Origin of the sequence: Paenibacillus sp. FSL R10-2796 (assembly GCF_037965315.1) — a bacterium.
GTDB lineage: Bacteria > Bacillota > Bacilli > Paenibacillales > Paenibacillaceae > Paenibacillus_AQ > Paenibacillus_AQ odorifer.
In genome coordinates this window covers 2,727,150-2,746,707 of record NZ_CP150178.1, presented here as the reverse complement: position 1 = coordinate 2,746,707, position 19,558 = coordinate 2,727,150, and the positions used below count along the sequence as shown (strand labels likewise).

The window sequence follows — 19,558 nt, the reverse complement described above, 5'->3', positions numbered from 1 at the left end:
CGCCCCCACCGGCTCAAATCAGCTTCACTAACATACTAATTAATTGGGCTGCAGGCACAATTAGGAGCTGAGCAAATATAGTGCCTACAAATCGTGAACCCATCAATACCACATATATTTTTCCTAGCTGATCACGGTATTCTACATTTTCAGTAGCCTTATGGGTAATAAGACCAAGCTGTGGGTCGATAAATATGGTCAGCAGAATAGTCGCCATACCGTTAATCAGTCCGGAAGCTTGAGAAGCAGTCGTGCTATATTGAGGCATTAGATGAGCAGCGTACAAAGATGATATGACACCTACGGTGTAAAAGGCTGTAACAAAAACATTCATCACAATAAAACGTTTAGGAATCCCCAGGTATCTGAAGTTATATAAGTTCACTTTTGGTTTTCTTATGTATTTTCTTGTGTTCTTAAGTTGCCCGATCGTCACACTGGTAAGCAGTTTTGGGATAGAACCTTCGATTTCAAGCTTAGAGATGATTCTCCCAAACAAGCCTACAAAGGTAGGGAACACAGCAATGGCAATTAAAGTCCCTAATGAAGAAGCCAATAATATAATTCTCAAGTAATTAAGAAGTGGAAAATCGGAATGTATTTTGGCATAATCTACGAATTTAGCCGTCAGTGGAGCTTGGATCATATTTGCAGTTCTTGAGACGAGAACAATAATGCCTGTGAGAGATAACGCAATGGCTATCTTGTTCAGCTTCACTCCGGCGTATCGTACCGAATACGATAAGGTTTCTGCCGTGTGAATAATCATCGTAAGCAAGCATACCACAATCAAACTATTTACCATTTAAAGGTTCCTCTCCAATAAACACTATTTATTATTTCGGTGCACCTTTTGGTGAAAGTATTGATCCAATCCATAACAAAGGGCAATGCCCACTAAATATCTAACAAGGTCGATCCACAGGAATCCTTTTCCGAGAATTAGACCACCCAATACTGTAGAACGGATGCTGTTGATCCACTCCGCTTGATACAGCTGGCTAAATTCTATGCCGAAGCTAAACACCAAACTCCATACAAAGGCGAGCCTTAGCTTTTGATTTACCAGTAGAACCCGAAACATAAAATAAACCATACTGCCCCAAAGCGCATCTCCGAAATGTCTAGATACAAACAAAGGCAGCTGATCCGTGCATACTCTAGAGCTTAACCCCAATACAATAACAACGAGGCAGATACAAGTATAAAAAAGTCTTTCTTTCAAATCATTGATCCTCATTTCCAACCTCTATCCAGCTTCTGACTTAAAATTAATGCTTGCGATAATACTAATCATTGCGATATAAAACGGATAAATAATCATGGCTCCTATTATAATCAGTCCTGTTACCGGTGCAGGTTTATCTGCAGGTTCTGTAATTGGGAACCAGGTTGCGAATAAACTAATGAACAGAATCAAATAGGGAAACCATAGGATCGTAGTGAAATACATGGATTTTTTTCCGCTCAAATATTTTTTTGTAAGCCAAATAAATACTATAGAAGATAATAAAAATAAAACAAGCTTGAAGATAAACAGCAAGGTATCTACTTTTCCCAGCTCCAAGCCGGAAATTCTGCTGATTCGATAAATATTCAATGGCAGCTCTATTACAACAAACAACATAAAGGCATAAAGTACGCTTAGTGCATTCAGCTTTATAAAATATTTCATTTGTTCAGCACTTCGGAGTCCCACAGCCGCTCCACATGGGTAAGCTCCAATTCTTCAAATTCCAGCTTATAAATATCCGGCTTGGACGTCTGTTCAAAGAACTCATATCCATACTTCTTATCGAAGTAATTCAGGATAATGGTCATGATATTCCCGTGCGTACCTAATGCGATTTTTCCGCCTTTATGCTGTTGAATTAATTGCTTGATAACAGGAATTGCACGCTCTTGTGCTTCCTGGGTACTCTCTCCATCCGGCATTTTATATTGCTTGTCGCTGAACGATGTCCGAATGCCCTGAAGAAAATCATCTTCACTGATTTCAATCTCGACACTTCCGATTGCTCGTTCTCTGAGTTCTTCATACAGTTCAATCTCTTGGTTCGAAGCTTCTGCCAAATATTTAATTGTCTCTACGGCTCGTCTATATGGGCTGGATACAAAATATGTAATTTTCTCCTCCGCCAAAAGCTCTTTGATTCTATAAGCGTCTGCGTGTCCTTTTTCGGATAATCCCCGTTCCCGCTCGTTCCCTAATACAAAAGGTGACACTGCATGTCTAACCATATAAATGTATGTCTTCATGAGGCACTCCTCTCAGTCACTCAAATATCGTTGCAGTCTTCTCTCGGTCTTTTATAAAAATCTCTCTAGGATAAAGAATTGCAATCTCTGGCAGCTCGTTCTCTTTGAAAAATTTAAATTCTTCGATCTCCCCATCTATAGCTCTAAGCGTTCCTCTGATAATAGAGCACTCAAATACAATAACCGTATATTCTACCTGATCGCCATTACTATATTCGTATCTATATTTCGCTCCACCAAAAACACCTAAAATCGACGTAGGATGAACCATCAACCCTGTCTCTTCATATACCTCTCTGCGTAAGGTTCTTCCGGGACGCTCCCCTGGCTCAATCGCTCCCGCAGGCAATCCCCACAAAGATTCTCCTGGCTTGCGGATGAACAGAATCTCATCCTCTTTATTTCTTACTACTGCAGCTACGGAAGGCATCATTAATAATTCTGAGCCCACTTTCCCACGAATCCCTTGATAGTACTCAGACATCGGCATATTGATCATCCATCCTCTCCGTAAATGGGTTTATAATCTTTCTTTTAAAAAGCTGATCACGTTTATTTTCTCACCGTCTGGCTGAACATTACATTGAGATAACTCGACATTAAACCGCTCACCTGTCTCTATTAGTTCAATCGCTTGGCATACATATTCGATCTTCCCAGGACTACTACTCCATGCATCTCTTGTATCATCCTTTACCCAATGAAGCTCTTTACCATTAGAATAGAAATCATGAATTAACCGTCCACTATCCGTGGTTGGCTCAATCAACATCAGGTTATCTCCTTTACCTTCACTAAACCTTTGAACGGTTTCTTTCATCCTGTTTAAATCTTTTTGATCAAAATGTATTAAAATATCATCATGTTTAGACTCATCTGAGCCTGTCTCACCTAGATCGGCCGCCAACACGCCTACAAGCACAGCAATCATAAATAACTGCACAATGATTATCCATGTTCTAAATTTCATAGTTCCCCCTAAATTCTTTCCTTGGACTTCCCAAAAACCCACTATATGTATATTAGACATCACTATGAAGGAATCCTTTAGATTTCACAATATGCATAGCCATGGACAAAAAAAGCTTCCGAACTCAAAAAATGCTGAGCTCCGGAAGCAGTTACAATGAGGTGAGTCTTAGTGTTTACCTTTTGTGCCAGCAAGCTGTACGATCATAATGACAAGAACGAGCAAAGCAATGAGCTGATCAATACTCATCTGCGTCCGCCTCCTATCCCAAATGAAGGATGGCTCATCGGACGGCATTTCCTCTCCCAAGGACACTGCTTCGTTCCCCTTATACACACTATGTATCCTACAGCCTATTTATTACTTAAAGAATGCCATGCTCGTCCATACGTGCGAGTTCCTGCTCGACTTCATCCAGCTGATCTTCGCCAAATACTTTAAACCCATTTTTCCTCAACAGCTCCGTAGTGGTGCCCTCTCCCGGTGCTTTCGTATCTTTAAAGGTTCCATCATAAATATACAGGCTTCCGCATGAAGGACTGTCTTGTTTTAAAATAGCTAATGCAACCTGATGTTCCCTAGCCAGCTTTAGTGTGGCTTGAGCCCCCTTCATAAATGGCTCCGTAACATTAACGCCTGCCCCCGTCACTACCCGATCTCCTTGCCGCTGTGCGTCAGGACGAGGGGTTGGCAAACCTCCCACTACCTCTGGACAAATATGGACAAAACGCCCTTCCTCATACCACTTTAGGAATCGGGCATCGAGACACGGAACATCGCCATTATCATAACGTACTTTATGCCCTAACAGACATGCGCTCACTAGAATCTTCCCTGTCATCGTTATCGCCACCAGTCCGTCTAGTATTTAATATATTGCTATATTATTTATGACTAGAAACGGATATGCAATATCGAAATGCCTGTCCACGAAATGTTTGTGCTTGATACACAAAAGAAGACTCGTAGTACACATATAGAAAACCATTATTTCTGATATTGAGGGGTTTTCTCCATCCGATACCGGCTCCAGCAGGTCCATAATAAATCCGCCATAAAGTAGAACCCCACGATCGGAAGCACGAATTTCCAAATAGGCTGAACACCCGAATATAAAAGCTCCATAAGCGGCTGAATTACATACACACTAGCTACTGAAAGCCCCCACCAATATAGAGAAAAACGCAGGCAAATATGCCCTTGCAGTTGATAAGACATTCCTGAGTAATCCCACCATTGCTTATGGAATACCGTCTTTAACAGCCAACCGCTTATAAATTCAACAGCAGAAGGAATGATTAGCGCAAGAAATAGGAAAAGCGGAAGTGGCAGCGTCAAATCTCTAGCAATCAATAGCAATAGTGGAGCAAAGCCATACATCGGCTTAAATGGACCTTTTAGAAATCCTTCTTTGCGAAAGCTTCCATTACTGTATAGATTATAGGTCCCTTCCAATACCCAACCTAAAAAGGAATAGACCATAAAATAAAAAAAGTATTGGCCCACCACAGTAACTGCTATATCTCCACTTAACGAAAATATAGGAATAATCATGACCTAATCTCGCCTCCCGTTGTCATTATTTTCTTAGTTGTCCATCCGGCCCTATTATGTCTTGATCGTTCTGGAAATATGCGCACAAAAAAAGACATAACCCAAAAGGTTATGCCTCCATTCCAGAATTCCAGGAGTAAAAGTCTCCCACTTGTTACCTTCTAATTATTTATGCTCTTCTTCATGAGGTGTCGTCAGCAACTGATCGTCGTTTGGTTTCTTCAGTGCATCCATCTTAAGCTCACTGCGTACGCCAAAGTTTGAACCGTACTTTTTCTCAAAGTTTCCTGCTAGAGCCTCACCACGTTTTTGCCGGTAACGGCTGTTCTCATTCCGACTACGCATTCCATTTCCTCCCTGTTGGCAAAGATCTGTGAAATTTGCGAAAAGCTAAGACGAACTTGGAGAAAACACTCTGATGAGGTTGTACTTTTATTTATTATACAATACTTACTATAATCATCAACAAAAACAGACTGTCCCCTAAAGGACAGCCTGTCTTCCGAATCATTTACTCCAAATTATCGGGAAGCGGATCTGGGTGTGAGGATTCAGCAGGTTTGGCTACCCACTCATCTGCCTCTGGCTCGATGTCTACACCGTTCTCCATCTTCTTAATTTCAGCTAATGAATCGCCTTCTTTATTTTCCTTGTTGCGGATTTCCGCTTCATCTTGTGTGTGATCGGACATGTGAAATCCTCCTCAGGTGCTTTGCTTTTTTTGTTCCTTAGTTATAGTTACCCGATGGAGTGTTTTGCAAACATAGTCCAATTAAAAGAATAATTTAAGGGTACATCATCCACGCTACAAGTGGGCCGATACAAGAGCCAACTACGGCGCAAACAGTCATCGCAACCGAGCTCATCGAAACAGATTGTTCACCATATTCCAAGGCCTTTGCTGTTCCTAGAGCATGTGAAGCGGTTCCTAGACCAATTCCGATTCCAACCTCACTACGAATTCTAAACAGTTTGATGATAAAAGGTCCGCCAATCGCACCTGTAAATCCAGCAATCATAACAAATACAGAGGTTAAAGAAGAGTCCCCACCTAAGCTGTTCGAGATCTGTATCGCTACAGGTGTAGTGATCGATTTAGGTAATAAAGATAAAACATATAATTTAGAGAAGCCTAGACCTGCCGCCAAAAGCAGTCCACTAAACATCCCTATAAGCAGACCTACAATGGCTCCGCCCAGAATTGCCGGGAGATTCTCAATCAACACATTACGTTGTTTATATAATGGGTAGGCTAACGATACTACAGCAGGACCGAGCAGCTGATTAATCCATTTGCCGCCTATCATATATGTATCATACGGAATATGAAAATATAGTAGTAAAGTTACAACAATCACTGTTGCTGTAAGCGCGGGAATAAGTACAGGAATACGAAATCGTCTATATACTACTGACATCATCAAATAAATAGCTACGTTAAGCAGTACAATACCTGTTGCGATAAAAAACATTATATTTCCTTCCCCTTTTCGCTTAGTCTCTTGCCGCTCCATCCCGCTTTCAGCTTGTTGTTTACGCTAGTAAGCCGTTGGCTAGAATGTGCAGCTGCGGCAATCGTGAGAACACTGCTAACGATAAGGATTAGGATTAATAGTAAACCTCTACCACTAAAGATATCCATATGATTCACGATCCCAGCTGTCGCTGGAATAAAAAATAACGGAAGATAAGCTAATATCGTTGTAGCACCCTCTTCAATCCACTTCACAGGCACGACCCTGAATAGCAATAGAACAAAAAGTAACAGTAATCCTACGATACTCCCGGAAACGGGGAGATGCAGTTGCTTTTGCAGATAGTCCCCAGCCAAGTAGAACAAATATAGCAGGAACACTTGGATAATAATGCGAATGATTTTCATGATGCAGGATCCCTTCATTATTAAGTTAAAGCGATAGCGCTAATATGGAGTCACCTTCATAAGGGTATCAGAGTTTTCATGAAACTTTCAATTAATTTTTGAATCTTATAAGAAATATCGCAAAAAAACCTGCAAAATCCCCAGAATACAGAGACTTTACAGGCTCAAAGATTAAGATTCAATTTCGTTAAACCCACTGAATTACTTGCTCTGCACCTTGACGCGTCTTACCACGTGGTTCATTCAGGCGATATCCGAAAGCTGCCATACAGGAGATTCCAAAATGCTCAGCGTCCAAAATCCCTTCTTCTTCCAGAATCTGTTCAACCTTAGCTTTATCAAAACCTTCCATTGGGCAGGAGTCGATCCCGATTAACGCAGCTGAAGTCAGCATATTCCCAAGCGCCAGATAAGTCTGCCGGCAGCTCCATTCGAACATTGCCCGCTCATTCTCCATCAGTCCGAAATCAACCTTCAAGAACTTATCAAAAACTTTACGTTTTCCTTCCATTCCTTGCGGAGGCAACTCCTGCACATTCTCCATGATCCCTTTAATATAATCGGAGTCAGCAGCCATATCTTTAGGAAGACGTGAGAGAATAAGCACAAAATGGCTTGCGGTTGCCAGTTGCTTTTGTGCGCCCCAGGCATAAGGACGTAATTTCTCACGTACTTCCGGACTTTGTACTACCACAAAACGCCAAGGCTCGAATCCGAATGAACTTGGTGACAATCGTCCAGTTTCCAGAATAAATTGAAAGTCCGATTCACTAATTTTTTTATGGCTATCGAATTCTTTAGTTGCATGTCTGAACTGATATGCAGACAGGATTTCATTCTTGTTTAACGATAAAGTATCCATGAGTAACACTCCCTTTACTTGATTAGCATCGACGAGCATTTGACTGTTTGCCGATCACATGCTTAATATTAGTGTATATATCACTTCTTTAAAAGTACGCACAATAATGTTATGTAGTATACAAAATGATACCATGGGAGTTGAACAGCTATGCGTGACCGAAAAGGTGGCTTCGGAAATTTCCCGGAAAGCAACAAAGAAGCTTGCCCTGTAGAATTCACACTGGACGTTATAGGAGGCAAATGGAAAGGAATTCTCATCTATCACTTGATTGATGGCACGAAACGTTTTAACGAATTCCGCCGGATCTGCCCGGGCATTACCCAACGTATGCTGACCCTGCAACTAAGAGAGTTGGAAGAGGATGGGGTTGTACACCGTGAGGTCTACCATCAGGTTCCCCCAAAAGTCGAATACTCTTTAACTGAATTCGGCAAGACACTGATTCCTATTATTAAACTCATGAAAGATTGGGGCGAGGTGTACAAAACAAAACAGCTTTCCGCAGAAAGCTGTCCTGAAGGTACAGATATTACGGTGTAGCTCAATGCTGCACCTTTTATTTTTCCCCATTAAAAAACGCTGCAGCTTTTTCCTTATGTTCGTTGGTTACCTGACCGGATATCGCTTTAATGCCTGCTGCGATAATCGCTGCATCATCTGTAAATCCAAGACCTAGAATCGCATCGGGTATAGCATCTATAGGAGAAATAAAATAAGCCAATGCACCGAAAGCAATTCCTTTCGCCCATAAAGGTGTTTTAGCGTCGACGGCACAATAATACATCGCGATAGCATCTTTAGTAAATGGAATTTTGCCTGCAAACTTTTTAGTTTTCGTCCAAAAATTTTGCGTTACCATTTCCTCATTTTCTTTGCTATATGGAAATTCCTCTGCAGTGAGCTCCATGCTATTCTTGACCTTATCTTTCTTCATTGCCGGTTCCCTCCGAAAGGTTCATATGACGTACATACCTAAAGTATTCCCTCAATTGAGGTTTATATCTTTAAGATAAACTAAAGTCCGTATCCTGAACCTACTTACGGTTAATTGATCGCTTTGATTTTCGTTAAATCGCTGCTGCATAACACTTCAAGATTCTTAAAGATTCGCTCAGCATCCCAATCCCACCACTTCAGCGCTTCAAGATATTCGATCATTTCATCATCAAAACGTTGTCTGATCACTTTGCAGGGATTTCCTCCAGCTACACTATACGCCGGAATATCCTTTACAACTGTAGAATTGGCTGCGATAACTGCTCCGTTTCCAATATGCACACCTGGCATAACCGTAACATTTTGTCCAATCCAAACATCGTTTCCGATGACTGTATCACCTTTTAGCGGCAGATCTTTTAAATCCGGGACCGCCTGTTCCCAGCCATGGGCCATGATATTAAACGGATAGGTCGAAACCGAATTCATCCGGTGGTTGGCACCATTCATGACAAATTCAATGCCTTTGGCAATCGCGCAGAATTTTCCAATAATAAGCTTATCGCCAATAAAATCATAATGATGAGTCACACGTTCCTCAAACTTCTCTGCACCGTTTATATCATCATAATAGGTATAATCGCCAACAATGATATTGTCTCTTGTAATCGCATTTTTTATATAGCAGATACTTTTAATTTGTTCATTGGGATAGAGCGTATTCGGGTTCGGTCCATATTGTTTCATAGTTTGCGCCTCGCTCTCTTTTGGATAAAACATAGCAGAGATCAGAGCTGAATTCAAATCATGTACGATTCATAAACATAAAAAAGCGGCTACCTGCCGGTAACCGCCTATCTTTTATCTACTTATATTGTTAAAGTTCGTTCTACTTCACTTCTACTTCTACCTCTATCTTTTCGATAAAACCTCAGCCTCATACTGTTTCACTTCATTTAGCCAGCTTTCCCGGACCGGTACGCCATTCTTCGCACAATAATAATCCCAAATGGCTCCAAACGGATACGATTTAAATTCCTCGACCAAGGCAAGCCTTGAAGTGTAATCTCCATCCAGCTCAATTTGCTTCAATTGCTCGATTGGCTCCAGCATGGCACGAAGCAAAGCTTTTAATGTATTTCGTGTTCCGATCACCCAAGCAGCAACATGATTGATACTTCCATCAAAAAAATCTAATCCAATATGCGTTCTGTCCAGAAACTGACCACGAACCAGTTCACGGGCAATCTCGAGCAGCTCATCGTCCATAGTAACCACATGATCACTATCCCAGCGTACTGGACGGCTAACATGCAGCAGCAATTGATCCCCAAACAGCAGCCAGGAAGACAGCTTATTCGAAATCGTCTCGGTTGGATGGAAATGCCCAGCATCGAAGCACACCGCCTTACCCCGGCTTAGCGCATAACCCATATAGAATTCATGTGAGCCAACCACGTAACTTTCCGAACCAATACCAAACAGCTTACTTTCTACAGCATCAATGTTATATTGCTGATCGATTTCCTCGCTGAAGATTTCATCGAGTGACTGCTGAAGCCGTACCCTTGGTGACAAGCGGTCGATCGGCGTATCTTTATAACCATCTGGAACCCAAAAATTAGTGACACAAGGCTGACCTAATGCTTGACCAAAGGACTCGGCGATTCGACGTGAGGCCTTGCAATGAGCGATCCAGAAGTTGCGGATCTCAGGATCTGGGTGACTCAGTGTGAAGCCATCATTTGCTTTTTCATGAGAAAAACAGGTAGGATTGAAATCCAATCCGAGTCCCTGCTCTTTTGCCCAGCTCACCCAGCGCTCAAAATGCTTAGGCTCTAACGCGTCGAGATCTACAGTCTCTTCTGTATCCGCATAAATAGCATGTAAATTTATTTTATGTTGCCCTGGGATGAGTGCTAGAGCCTGTTCCAAATCCCGGCGCAGCTCCTCCGGATTCCCGGCCCGCCCCGGGTAACTTCCGGTGACTGCGATCCCGCCGCTCAGTTCTTTTTCCTTATTCAAAAAACCCTTCACATCATCCCCTTGCCAACAATGCAAAGAAATCTTAATTTCCGCTAGCTGCTCCAACACCTTATCTACTTCGATCCCATGCTGTGCGTAAAGCTTTTTCGCTTCATTGTAGCTGTTCTGAATGCTCTGTAAGCTCTCTTTACTCTGCTCCATGTTTGAGCCTCCTGATTTTTAACTTAGTGTGTTTTAGATGAGGCATTTCTGCCTCTCTTTAGCTCGTTTTCCGCGTACTCCGCTCAAAGAGAGGCACTTTTGCCTCTCTTTAGCTCGTTTTCCGCGTATTGCGCTCGATGAGAGGCACTTTTGCCTCTCTTTGGCTCGTTTTCCGCGTATCGCGCTCGATGAGAGGCACTTTTGCCTCTCTTTAGCTCGTTTTCCGCGTATCGCGCTCGATGAGAGGCACTTTTGCCTCTCTTTGGCTCGTTTTCCGCGTATCGCGCTCGATGAGAGGCACTTTTGCCTCTCTTTAGCTCACTTTCCGCATACGCCGCACGATGAGAGGCACTTTTGCCTCTCTTTAGCTCGTGTTCCGCGTATCGCGCTCGATGAGAGGCACTTTTGCCTCTCTTTAGCTCACTTTCCGCATACGCCGCACGATGAGAGGCACTTTTGCCTCTCTTTAGCTCGTGTTCCGCGTATCGCGCTCGATGAGAGGCACTTTTGCCTCTCTTTAGCTCGTTTTCCACTAAACTTAGCTACTAATTAACGACCTGCAGCCGGGCGAACTGTGCCAAAGCCGCTTTTTTGGTCGTGGGGTCCATCCCCTTCGGTATATAAGATGTTACTTGGAATGAACGACTTATAATTTCTCTCGCCTCTTGAAGATCAGTTACAGCACCTGTGCTGATCATCTGCACCACCAGATTGCCTAAAGCCGTAGATTCTGTTGGTCCGGCGTGAATTTCCATCTCCAGCAGATCTGCCGTAATCTGGCACAACAGACCGTTATTCGCACCTCCGCCAACGATATGCAACCTCTCTAAGTTGTCACCCGTCAATTGCTGGAGATCCTGAATGTAGAAATAATAAGATAAAGCAAGACTATCAAATACACATCGAGCCATTTCCCCAGGTGTTTGAGGGACCAACTGTCCTGCTTCCACACAATAGCTGCGGATCTCGTCAATCATGCTCTGTGGATTCATGAAGCGTTCATCATTGCAATAAATGATCGATCTAAAAGGGATTTCTTGTGCTGCCAGCTCTACCAGCTCGCCGAAGCTGTATTGTCCGCCGTACTCCTCACGAACCTTTTGAATCAACCACATGCCCATAATGTTTTTAAGAAACCGGAATGATCCGTAGGCTCCCCATTCATTCGTATAGTTGCGTAACATTGCCTCTGGACTTGTGATGGCTGAACTCCGTTCCACCCCGATGAGTGACCAAGTACCACTACTGAGAAATCCCCATTTCTCGCTGTTTGCCGGAACCCCTAGTACAGCTGATGCTGTATCATGAGAGGCTACTGCTATGAACTCGCAATCTGGAAGATCGCCGCGAGCCGCCAAGTCCTCCGTCAACCTCCCAACGGGTTCCCCAGGTTCTGTTAAGGGAGGGAATTGCTCTTTTGAAAGACCAAGCACCGACAGAAGATCCTCATCGTAATCACGAGTGTGAAGATTCAGCATCCCAGAGGTGGAACCTATCGTCACTTCACTAATCTTGCGACCCGTAAGCCGATAATAAAGATAATCAGGGACCAGCAGGATGGAATGTGCTGCTTCCAGCTCCGCCTGATCATGCACAAACAGTTGATACAACGTATTTATCGGGAGATATTGTATCCCCACTTTTCCGTAAACGCTTTCAGTTGAGATGTTACGATGCAGCCTCTCTATCGCTCCATCCGTTCGGGAGTCACGATAAGAAAAAACCTCATGGATCCGCGCCCCCTCCTGATCGAGAAGTACATAATCGACACCCCAAGTATCGATGCCCACGGTGCAGCGCTCGATCCCTCTAGCCTTGGCCTGCTGTAAGCCCTTGACGATTTCAGCAACTAAATAATCTATATCCCAATATAGATTACCATTTTGTTCAGCGAATCCATTACTGAAGCGATGAATTTCTTCTATAGACAGGGTTCCTCCCGGCTGCTGCAAGGTTCCACAGACCACTCTCCCACTAGAGGCTCCGATATCAACAGCAATATGATTCTGATTTTGATTATGAGCTTGTGTATTCATCCCTATACAACACTCCTTATCTCCTATCAGCCTACTAGCAAAGCGAATACGATTCCTGGACCATGCACACCTATCGTCAGATCATTCTCAATATCCGCTGAACGGCTAGGTCCTGAGATAAAATGGATGCCCGCCGGCAGCCCCGATGGCCCAGCTTCATCAAAATCAATAAGCACCTCACCGAGACGAGTCTTCAGCCGCTCCAATGGAACGATGGCAATTAATGCGGTAGGTAATAAGCTGACTGAACGGCCTTTATTCTCAGAGGACAGCACAGTAATGGAGCCTGTATAGGCAACTGCATAATCCGCAATCACAATTCCAATATCAGCCTCGGCCGCCCTAGCTTTCCATGCCTCCTGATCATCTGTATTCCAGACAGACACCCGTGTATCTGTGAGTTCCTCCTCTAGTCGAAGTGCTGCTAGCTCGGTGACATTTTGCCGGAGAATATACCGTGCGAGCATCTCATTGACTTTGCTGACGATGAAAGCTTTGGCTTCATCCATATCCTTCACACGAAATACATGGCCACCGGCGCTTTGAAAATTCGCCGTAAATTGTTCAATCCTTTCCTCCGGACTCCACTTGAATTGCTGCCAGTACTGCGGTGCGCCGCGAAAAGGGTGTGCGGGAGCTTCAGTAATTCTCGGCCGCTTCAGGCGGCGAGCGATATCATTCATGAATCCCTGCTGCTTTTCACGTGAATCCTGCTCCATACGTTCCAACCAGTTACTGTGCGTCTCTTCAGTCATGCCCGGCCTCTCCTTCCAGCTCTTCCCGCTTCCGCTTCGCTAGTAAATCTTCCATTCGCTTCTGTATCGCCGGGTCCATTTCGCGACTGTTCTTGTCTAGCTCCTGTTGCAGCCCCTTCCAGCTCTCACGGAAGGATTGATCTGCCAGCTTCGGGGCGATCCGATAATTGTTCCAGCCTTTCAGCGGCCCCAGTTTCGACGGAATTCCTCCGTCTCGCACGAGCAGCTTTTGCCCGATTCTACCTACCTTCATCACATTACTAAATCGCTGTGACTTCGCCATAATCGCCCCAAAACCCTTCATGCCGAGACCTTCTGCCTTATCCCCATAACCACGTTCAACCTTCCGCCGCCGTAAATAGATGAGCATATCATGCAGAGGAATTTTGACCGGACAGGCTTCATAACATGCTCCGCATAGGCTAGAGGCTGAGGCGATGTCATCCCATTGATCTACATTTTTATTCAGCGCCGGGGTCAACACCGCTCCTATAGGTCCGCTATACGTTCCCCCATATGCATGACCGCCAATATGACGGTAGACAGGACAAGCATTCAGACAAGCTCCACAGCGGATGCAATTCAGCAGCTCCTGAAACTCAGGATCGCCTAGCTGCTCAGATCGGCCATTATCAAGAATAATAATATGCTGCTCTTCCGGCCCATCACCATCGTTGGTTCTGCGGGGACCAGAAATACCCGACATATATACCGTTAACTTCTGCCCTGTTGCCGAACGAGGCAATAATGTAGCCATCACTTCAAGATCAATCCACGAAGGAATAATCCGCTCCATCCCCATCAGGGTAATTTGTGTTTTCGGTAAAGTGGTGACCATACGAGCGTTGCCTTCATTCTCGAACAGCACCATCGAACCCGTCTCTGCAATAGCAAAGTTACAGCCAGTCATTCCGATATCCGCATCAAGGAACTTCTCTCTCAGCTTTCGCCGTACAAATCCAGCAAGAATAGTAGTTTCAGGCAAAAGCTCCTCCCCTGCCTCTTTGGACAACAGCTCGGCAATCTGGTAGCGGTTCTTATGAATCGCCGGAATAATGATATGTGACGGGGTTTCCCCGGCAAGCTGGATAATATACTCCCCCAGATCCGTCTCTATGGTCTCCACACCAATGGATTCCAGCGCCTTATTTAAATGCAGCTCCTCAGTAACCATTGATTTGGATTTGACCACAGAAGCTGCCTGTTTTCGCTGCGCGATTTCAAGGGCAATCTTCACAGCCTCTTCACCCGTTGCTGCAAAATGAATATGTGTGCCGTTTGCTCTTGCCTTGTCAGCAAAAAGATTCAAATAGTAATCAAGATGGGCGATCGTGTGTAGACGGATTTGCCGCCCACGTTCACGCCACTCTTCCCAGTGGCCATGATCGTTAGCTGCTTTTTGTTTTCCATCACGCAGTCTCTCCGTGGTAAAACGAACAGCCTTGCGTAAAAAGTCATTATTCAGTGCCAAGTCTGCACGCTCTTTTACTGTTGCTGGCTTCCCGTTCTCTGATTTCGCCGTTAGATTGGTGGTGGTTTGACTCATTTATCAGTCACCCCCTCATACAGCAGTTCTGCTAAATGCATAACTCGAACGGGTTCGCGGCGGTAACGCAGATTCCCGGCAATATTCATCAGACAACCCATATCCAGACCCGTTAGGATTTCTGCTTCCGTCTCCAGCACATGATCTGATTTCTCAGTGACCATCGCCCCGGAGATATCAGACATTTTCACGGCAAAGGTTCCACCAAACCCACAGCAGTCCTCAGCAAAAGGCAGTGGTACCAGCTCCATCGCCTTCACATTTTGCATAAGCTGCATAGGTTCGTCGCGAATCCCTAGAATCCTTGTGCCATGACAGGAAGGATGATAGGTAACCTTATGCGGAAACACTGCTCCTAGATCAGTTACGCCAAGCACCTGCACCATAAACTGGCTGAATTCATAGGATTTGCGTTGCAAATTCTGCGCCTTGACCAGATTAACCGGATCTTCCTGAAACAGCTTAGGGTAATGATGAAGCATCCCCGTACAGGATCCGGAAGGTGCAATGACAAAATCACTGTCATCGAAGGCCTGCAGAATCGTAAGTGCAGCTTGCCGCGCTTCATTCCAATATCCACTGTTGTACGCAGGCTGTCCGCAGCAGGTCTGCACCTCAGGGAACTCCAGCTGTACGCCATATCTGGCCAGCAGACGAGCCATGGCTTCCCCGACCTTCGGGAACACGGCATCGCTGACGCAAGTTATAAACATCGATACCTTCATGCCTTCACCTCCTGCACAACTATTTACTACACCGTCGTTATTGCGATGTTCAGCTTCTGCAACTGCTTCATTTGTTCTTCAACAGGGCTGTAATCCGTTATTAGGACATTCACATCACTAGGAGCCGCAAAATGTGTGAACGCTTGAATTCCGAATTTACTGGAATCGCATAATAAGATCACTTGCTCCGCTATAGAAATCATCTTTCGTTTCACCATAGCTTGCAGCTCATTTGATTCACTAGCGCCACGTTCGAGATGAAATCCTTTGCAGGAAAAAAACATTTTATCCACGTGATACAATTCAAGCGAACGTTCTGCTAAATGACCCACATAGGACATTGATCTGCGGCTCAGTTGCCCGCCTGTAGAAAAGACCTCGATCCGCTCCTTCCCGCTTAACTCTGCTGCCACTCTAGTAGAATTGGTCAACACAGTGAGCGGCATATCCGGCAAATGCGAAGCCATATACCAAGCCGTTGTACTGGCATCCAGCAAAATCCGATCGCCCGGCTTAATCATCATTACCGCCTCACGGGCAATCCGCTGTTTCTCCGCTGCATTCATGATTTCTCGTTCGGCATAAGGAGTCTCCGGTTGCCGGTCACGCAGGCTAACTGCTCCGCCATGCGAACGCAGCAGCCGCCCCGCTTTTTCCAATCGATCCAGATCGCGGCGAATGGTTTCTTCCGTCACTTGGCATAATGTACTCAATTCTGAGACACGGATGCTGCCACGTTCATTCACTAGTTCTACGATTCGTTCATATCTGTCTGCAATCAGCATGATTTCCCTCCGTTATTCCTATCTATATTCAAGCTACTTCTTATCTAGTAAAAGCTGCTGGCACTCCACCGTCGATTGTCAGCATACAACCCGTAGTTTTCTCTGACTTGGAAGAAGCAAAAAAAGCAACGCCTTCGGCAATATCACGTGGATAAATATTAACTAGCAGCGTCGTGCGTTTACGGTAATGCTCCTCTAATTGATCCGGCTCAATCCCGTAAGCAGCCGCCCGTTCATTACGCCAGTTCGAATTCCAGATGGCTGATCCTTGTAGAATTGCATCGGGCAGAATCGTATTGGCACGGATGCCAAACTCTCCACCTTCAGCTGCTATGCAGCGGGCCAGATGGGCTTCGAGCGCCTTGGCAGAACTGTAAGCCGAGACGCTTTTACCTGCAAAAATAGAATTTTTGGAGCCGATGAATACCATGCTGCCTCCGATTTTTTGCTCCTTCATCACTTTAAAAGCTTCGCGTGCAACGAGAAAATATCCTGTGCCCAGCACAGAAATATTCAAATTCCACTCTTTCAATGAAGTCTCATCAAACGGACTGGAGGTTGCAAGCCCAGCATTATTAACAATAATATCGACCCCGCCATAAAAAAGGGCTGTCTCCGCATAAGCTGCAGTTACCTGCTCTTCCTGAGTTACGTCCATTTTAACGGCGAATGCACGATTTTCACCATACTTAGCGTTAATCTCTTCCGCTACTTTTTGTGCACCCTCCAGATTGAGATCTGCCAATACAACATGCGCTCCTTCTGATACTAAACGACGAGCCGTCTCACTCCCAATTCCCCCGGCACCACCTGTAATAAAGGCAACTTTACGGGAGAACTCCGCTTCTGCCGGAGCCAAGGATAATTTATATAATTCCAGGGGCCAATATTCCACATTGTACGATTCATTCTCACTAAGAGAGACGAAATCTCCCAGCGCAGTAGCTCCGCGCATAACAGCAATCGCCCGGTGATACAAGGCTCCGCTGATCTTAGAATTGCTCCAGCTTTTACCTGTGTTGATCATGCCCACGCCAGGGATCAGGATCACACGTGGCGCAGCCTCGAACATTACATCGCCTTCATGTTTATTACGGTCGAAGTACGCTTTGTACTGCTCCTTATAAGCGCTAATCGCTTCGCTCAGCTTCGCCTTCAAGCCATCGATATCATTGGTATTTGGCTCCCACGCAACAAAAAGCGGCTTCATTTTGGTATGTACCAAATGATCTGGACAAGCTGCGCCTACACCGGATAACTTCTCCGAGTCAGCCCCTCCTACAAAACGCAGCACATCCTCCGCATCGTCGAAGGTCAAAATCATTTTACGCTCATCGCTGACCGCGCCTCTGATCAGTGGCATCACTGCCGCCGCTACAGCCCGCCGCTCTGCTTCCGGAAGTGCTTCCGATTTGCGGCCGCCAAATAGGTTCTGATCTTCAATTCTTTCTTCAATATAACTTTCCGCTTCGTTAATTATGGAGATTGTTTTGGCATAACAAGATTCAGGTGTATCCCCCCAAGTCACGAGACCGTGTTTCTCCATCAGCACTAATTCAGCTTTAGGGTTTGCGAGCACACCTTCGGCAATCATTTTGGATAAAGTGAAGCCTGGACGGATGTATGGCACCCATACGAAACGATCCCCATAAATCTCACGGGCAATTTCCTTACCGTTATGAGCGCAGCATAAGCTGATAATGGCATCTGGATGCGTATGATCCACATGCTTGAAAGGTAAAAATGCATGCAGTAACGTTTCGATAGAAGCACGCGGATGTTTAGGATCAATCATACAATTTGCGAGATAAGCTACCATCTCTTCATCTGGCATTTCATCACGTTCAAATAACGGGGCAATATCCTGAAGCCTTAGTCCGGTAAAGTTGCCTGATTTCATCGTAGCAAGGTCAGAGCCGCTGCCCTTCACCCACATTACTTCTACCTCACGCCCGCGAAAATCCAATTCTATCGTTTTGCTGGAGGTATTCCCTCCGCCAAAGTTACAGACTCTGCGATCTTCGCCCAGCAGATTAGAGCGGAACACTAATGCATCCAATCCCCCGTTTAATTTCGTTTTCCGAGATGAATCCCATAAGTTTTGTACCATTTGTGAATACCTCCGTTTTTGAATGTTTGTTTTTTCGTTTATTTTTGTTTGTTTTGATTTTAAACTATTTGTTTGTGTTTGAATAGAGCGCTTTCATCAAAATTTTAATTTTTTTTCACATTTTAGACGAATCTCCATTGGATGAACTACAATAACATCGCGAATAACAAAAAAGAGCTGCCTCTTGGCAACTCCTCCCCTATTTTTCACACCAGCTTAAAGGGTGATCCAGTAGTTACATTTTTCATTCTCAATGCCCTGTAGTATTCCTTTGTTCGCCTCAATAACCTTTCTCGAAGATATATTGTCCGGCTCACAAGTCAGCATGACCTTATCAATCCCCATGTCCGCAGCTTTTTTTAACAGCTCTGCCAAAAAAATCGTACCATAACCCTTTCCTCTTTCACTGGGTCTGATACTATAACCGATGTGTCCACCGGACTTCCTCAATTGATCATTTAAGGAATGTCTTAGTTTTCCGACACCAACAGGATAAGCGTCAATCAGTAGCCAGTAGTTGGTTTGTGCTACATACTGTGGCGGAAGATTATCACCTTGTGAAAGTGCTATCCGATCCCGGATGAAATCAGGAAATTGACTGTAAGCCAGATCAAATCCGTTATTGACGAATCCATTCTCCCCCGGACCTATCTCCACAATCAGCTCAAAAATATCGCGTCCATCTGAAACACTAGCTTCCTTTAGCTCAACGAGCATAATCATCCCCACCTAGAACGTTATTAATAACTTCCCTATCAAAATTTACCGCAAAAGAGACCGGCATGCATTATTTAATTGCACATTCTACAACTAAAATGAACTTCAATGCTCACGCCTAATGTGTTAAGTGTACTTTGTGCAATTAAATTCGCCCAATTTAGCTGAATCAGCTAAATACGAGAGAAATAGTTGTACGAAGTACATCTATTTCACAGTAGTGAGAGTAAA

General features: G+C 44.5%; 25 protein-coding genes. 1 reads left to right on the top strand and 24 read right to left on the bottom strand.

Annotated elements, in window-relative coordinates:
• Positions 1–13: 13 nt before the first annotated feature.
• The 14 genes from NST58_RS12175 to NST58_RS12110 all read right to left on the bottom strand — a co-directional run bounded on the left by NST58_RS12175 (position 14) and on the right by NST58_RS12110 (position 7,527).
• Entirely contained in the window at positions 14–805 is a 792-nt protein-coding gene (locus tag NST58_RS12175) for a lipid II flippase Amj family protein (RefSeq protein WP_036689792.1), read from the bottom strand.
• A gap of 24 nt (positions 806–829) precedes the next feature.
• The gene (locus tag NST58_RS12170; RefSeq protein WP_339173318.1) at positions 830–1,225 is read right to left on the bottom strand and encodes a DUF2809 domain-containing protein; all 396 of its coding nucleotides are present in this window, start codon (positions 1,223–1,225) and stop codon (positions 830–832) included.
• A gap of 24 nt (positions 1,226–1,249) precedes the next feature.
• The gene (locus NST58_RS12165) at positions 1,250–1,675 is read right to left on the bottom strand and encodes a hypothetical protein (protein WP_076130341.1); all 426 of its coding nucleotides are present in this window, start codon (positions 1,673–1,675) and stop codon (positions 1,250–1,252) included.
• Positions 1,672–2,259, bottom strand: coding sequence for a histidine phosphatase family protein (locus NST58_RS12160; protein WP_339247955.1), 588 nt, complete (start codon positions 2,257–2,259; stop codon positions 1,672–1,674). Before NST58_RS12160 ends, NST58_RS12165 begins: the two co-directional genes overlap by 4 nt.
• A 16-nt stretch (positions 2,260–2,275) precedes the next feature.
• Positions 2,276–2,749 (bottom strand): NUDIX domain-containing protein, encoded by a 474-nt coding sequence (locus NST58_RS12155; protein WP_076130372.1) that lies wholly within the window; start codon positions 2,747–2,749, stop codon positions 2,276–2,278.
• A gap of 30 nt (positions 2,750–2,779) precedes the next feature.
• Complete coding sequence (locus tag NST58_RS12150; RefSeq protein WP_076130343.1) at positions 2,780–3,229, bottom strand: DUF4362 domain-containing protein; 450 nt, start codon at positions 3,227–3,229, stop codon at positions 2,780–2,782.
• A gap of 168 nt (positions 3,230–3,397) precedes the next feature.
• Positions 3,398–3,544 carry a hypothetical protein gene (locus NST58_RS12145; RefSeq protein WP_155288116.1) on the bottom strand — a complete coding sequence of 49 codons (147 nt, stop codon included), beginning with the start codon at positions 3,542–3,544 and terminating at the stop codon, positions 3,398–3,400.
• A gap of 49 nt (positions 3,545–3,593) precedes the next feature.
• Positions 3,594–4,070 (bottom strand): DUF523 domain-containing protein, encoded by a 477-nt coding sequence (locus tag NST58_RS12140; protein ID WP_076193844.1) that lies wholly within the window; start codon positions 4,068–4,070, stop codon positions 3,594–3,596.
• A 146-nt stretch (positions 4,071–4,216) separates the two neighbouring features.
• Positions 4,217–4,783 (bottom strand): putative ABC transporter permease, encoded by a 567-nt coding sequence (locus NST58_RS12135; RefSeq protein WP_036689784.1) that lies wholly within the window; start codon positions 4,781–4,783, stop codon positions 4,217–4,219.
• A 165-nt stretch (positions 4,784–4,948) separates the two neighbouring features.
• Positions 4,949–5,128, bottom strand: a complete 180-nt coding sequence (locus NST58_RS12130; RefSeq protein WP_076218748.1) for a hypothetical protein — start codon at positions 5,126–5,128, stop codon at positions 4,949–4,951.
• A 166-nt stretch (positions 5,129–5,294) separates the two neighbouring features.
• Positions 5,295–5,474 (bottom strand): hypothetical protein, encoded by a 180-nt coding sequence (locus NST58_RS12125; RefSeq protein WP_036689781.1) that lies wholly within the window; start codon positions 5,472–5,474, stop codon positions 5,295–5,297.
• Positions 5,475–5,568: 94 nt separating this feature from the next.
• A complete protein-coding gene (locus NST58_RS12120; RefSeq protein WP_076130346.1) occupies positions 5,569–6,255 on the bottom strand; it encodes an LrgB family protein in 687 nt (228 codons plus the stop codon).
• Positions 6,255–6,665, bottom strand: a complete 411-nt coding sequence (locus NST58_RS12115) for a CidA/LrgA family holin-like protein (RefSeq protein WP_339247950.1) — start codon at positions 6,663–6,665, stop codon at positions 6,255–6,257. Before NST58_RS12115 ends, NST58_RS12120 begins: the two co-directional genes overlap by 1 nt.
• Before the next feature lie 187 nt (positions 6,666–6,852).
• On the bottom strand, positions 6,853–7,527 hold the full coding sequence (locus NST58_RS12110) for an NAD(P)H-dependent oxidoreductase (RefSeq protein ID WP_076130347.1): 675 nt from the start codon (positions 7,525–7,527) through the stop codon (positions 6,853–6,855).
• 150 nt (positions 7,528–7,677) lie between these two features.
• On the opposite strand from NST58_RS12110, the gene NST58_RS12105 reads away from it, so the two are divergent.
• Complete coding sequence (locus NST58_RS12105; RefSeq protein ID WP_076130348.1) at positions 7,678–8,070, top strand: helix-turn-helix domain-containing protein; 393 nt, start codon at positions 7,678–7,680, stop codon at positions 8,068–8,070.
• A gap of 16 nt (positions 8,071–8,086) precedes the next feature.
• Here the strand turns inward: NST58_RS12105 and NST58_RS12100 are convergent, their stop codons facing one another.
• From NST58_RS12100 to NST58_RS12055, 10 genes are all read right to left on the bottom strand, one after another.
• The gene (locus NST58_RS12100; protein WP_081383451.1) at positions 8,087–8,464 is read right to left on the bottom strand and encodes a YkvA family protein; all 378 of its coding nucleotides are present in this window, start codon (positions 8,462–8,464) and stop codon (positions 8,087–8,089) included.
• 110 nt (positions 8,465–8,574) lie between these two features.
• Positions 8,575–9,213, bottom strand: a complete 639-nt coding sequence (locus NST58_RS12095; RefSeq protein ID WP_076130349.1) for a Vat family streptogramin A O-acetyltransferase — start codon at positions 9,211–9,213, stop codon at positions 8,575–8,577.
• A gap of 165 nt (positions 9,214–9,378) precedes the next feature.
• Positions 9,379–10,653, bottom strand: coding sequence for an L-rhamnose isomerase (rhaA, locus tag NST58_RS12090; RefSeq protein ID WP_076218752.1), 1,275 nt, complete (start codon positions 10,651–10,653; stop codon positions 9,379–9,381).
• Positions 10,654–11,198: 545 nt separating this feature from the next.
• Entirely contained in the window at positions 11,199–12,689 is a 1,491-nt protein-coding gene (gene rhaB, locus NST58_RS12085; RefSeq protein ID WP_076193840.1) for a rhamnulokinase, read from the bottom strand.
• A gap of 26 nt (positions 12,690–12,715) precedes the next feature.
• Positions 12,716–13,444: a lactate utilization protein gene (locus NST58_RS12080; RefSeq protein WP_076130352.1), complete on the bottom strand. Its 729-nt coding sequence runs from the start codon at positions 13,442–13,444 to the stop codon at positions 12,716–12,718.
• Positions 13,437–14,990: a LutB/LldF family L-lactate oxidation iron-sulfur protein gene (locus NST58_RS12075; RefSeq protein WP_339247946.1), complete on the bottom strand. Its 1,554-nt coding sequence runs from the start codon at positions 14,988–14,990 to the stop codon at positions 13,437–13,439. The genes NST58_RS12080 and NST58_RS12075 overlap by 8 nt, the downstream gene beginning before the upstream one ends.
• Positions 14,987–15,715, bottom strand: a complete 729-nt coding sequence (locus tag NST58_RS12070; RefSeq protein WP_076130354.1) for a (Fe-S)-binding protein — start codon at positions 15,713–15,715, stop codon at positions 14,987–14,989. Before NST58_RS12070 ends, NST58_RS12075 begins: the two co-directional genes overlap by 4 nt.
• Positions 15,716–15,741: 26 nt before the next feature.
• A complete protein-coding gene (locus tag NST58_RS12065; protein WP_076305639.1) occupies positions 15,742–16,500 on the bottom strand; it encodes a DeoR/GlpR family DNA-binding transcription regulator in 759 nt (252 codons plus the stop codon).
• A gap of 40 nt (positions 16,501–16,540) precedes the next feature.
• Positions 16,541–18,610 carry a bifunctional aldolase/short-chain dehydrogenase gene (locus NST58_RS12060; RefSeq protein ID WP_339247944.1) on the bottom strand — a complete coding sequence of 690 codons (2,070 nt, stop codon included), beginning with the start codon at positions 18,608–18,610 and terminating at the stop codon, positions 16,541–16,543.
• A 216-nt stretch (positions 18,611–18,826) separates the two neighbouring features.
• A complete protein-coding gene (locus NST58_RS12055) occupies positions 18,827–19,327 on the bottom strand; it encodes a GNAT family N-acetyltransferase (RefSeq protein ID WP_339247942.1) in 501 nt (166 codons plus the stop codon).
• Positions 19,328–19,558 lie beyond the last annotated feature (231 nt).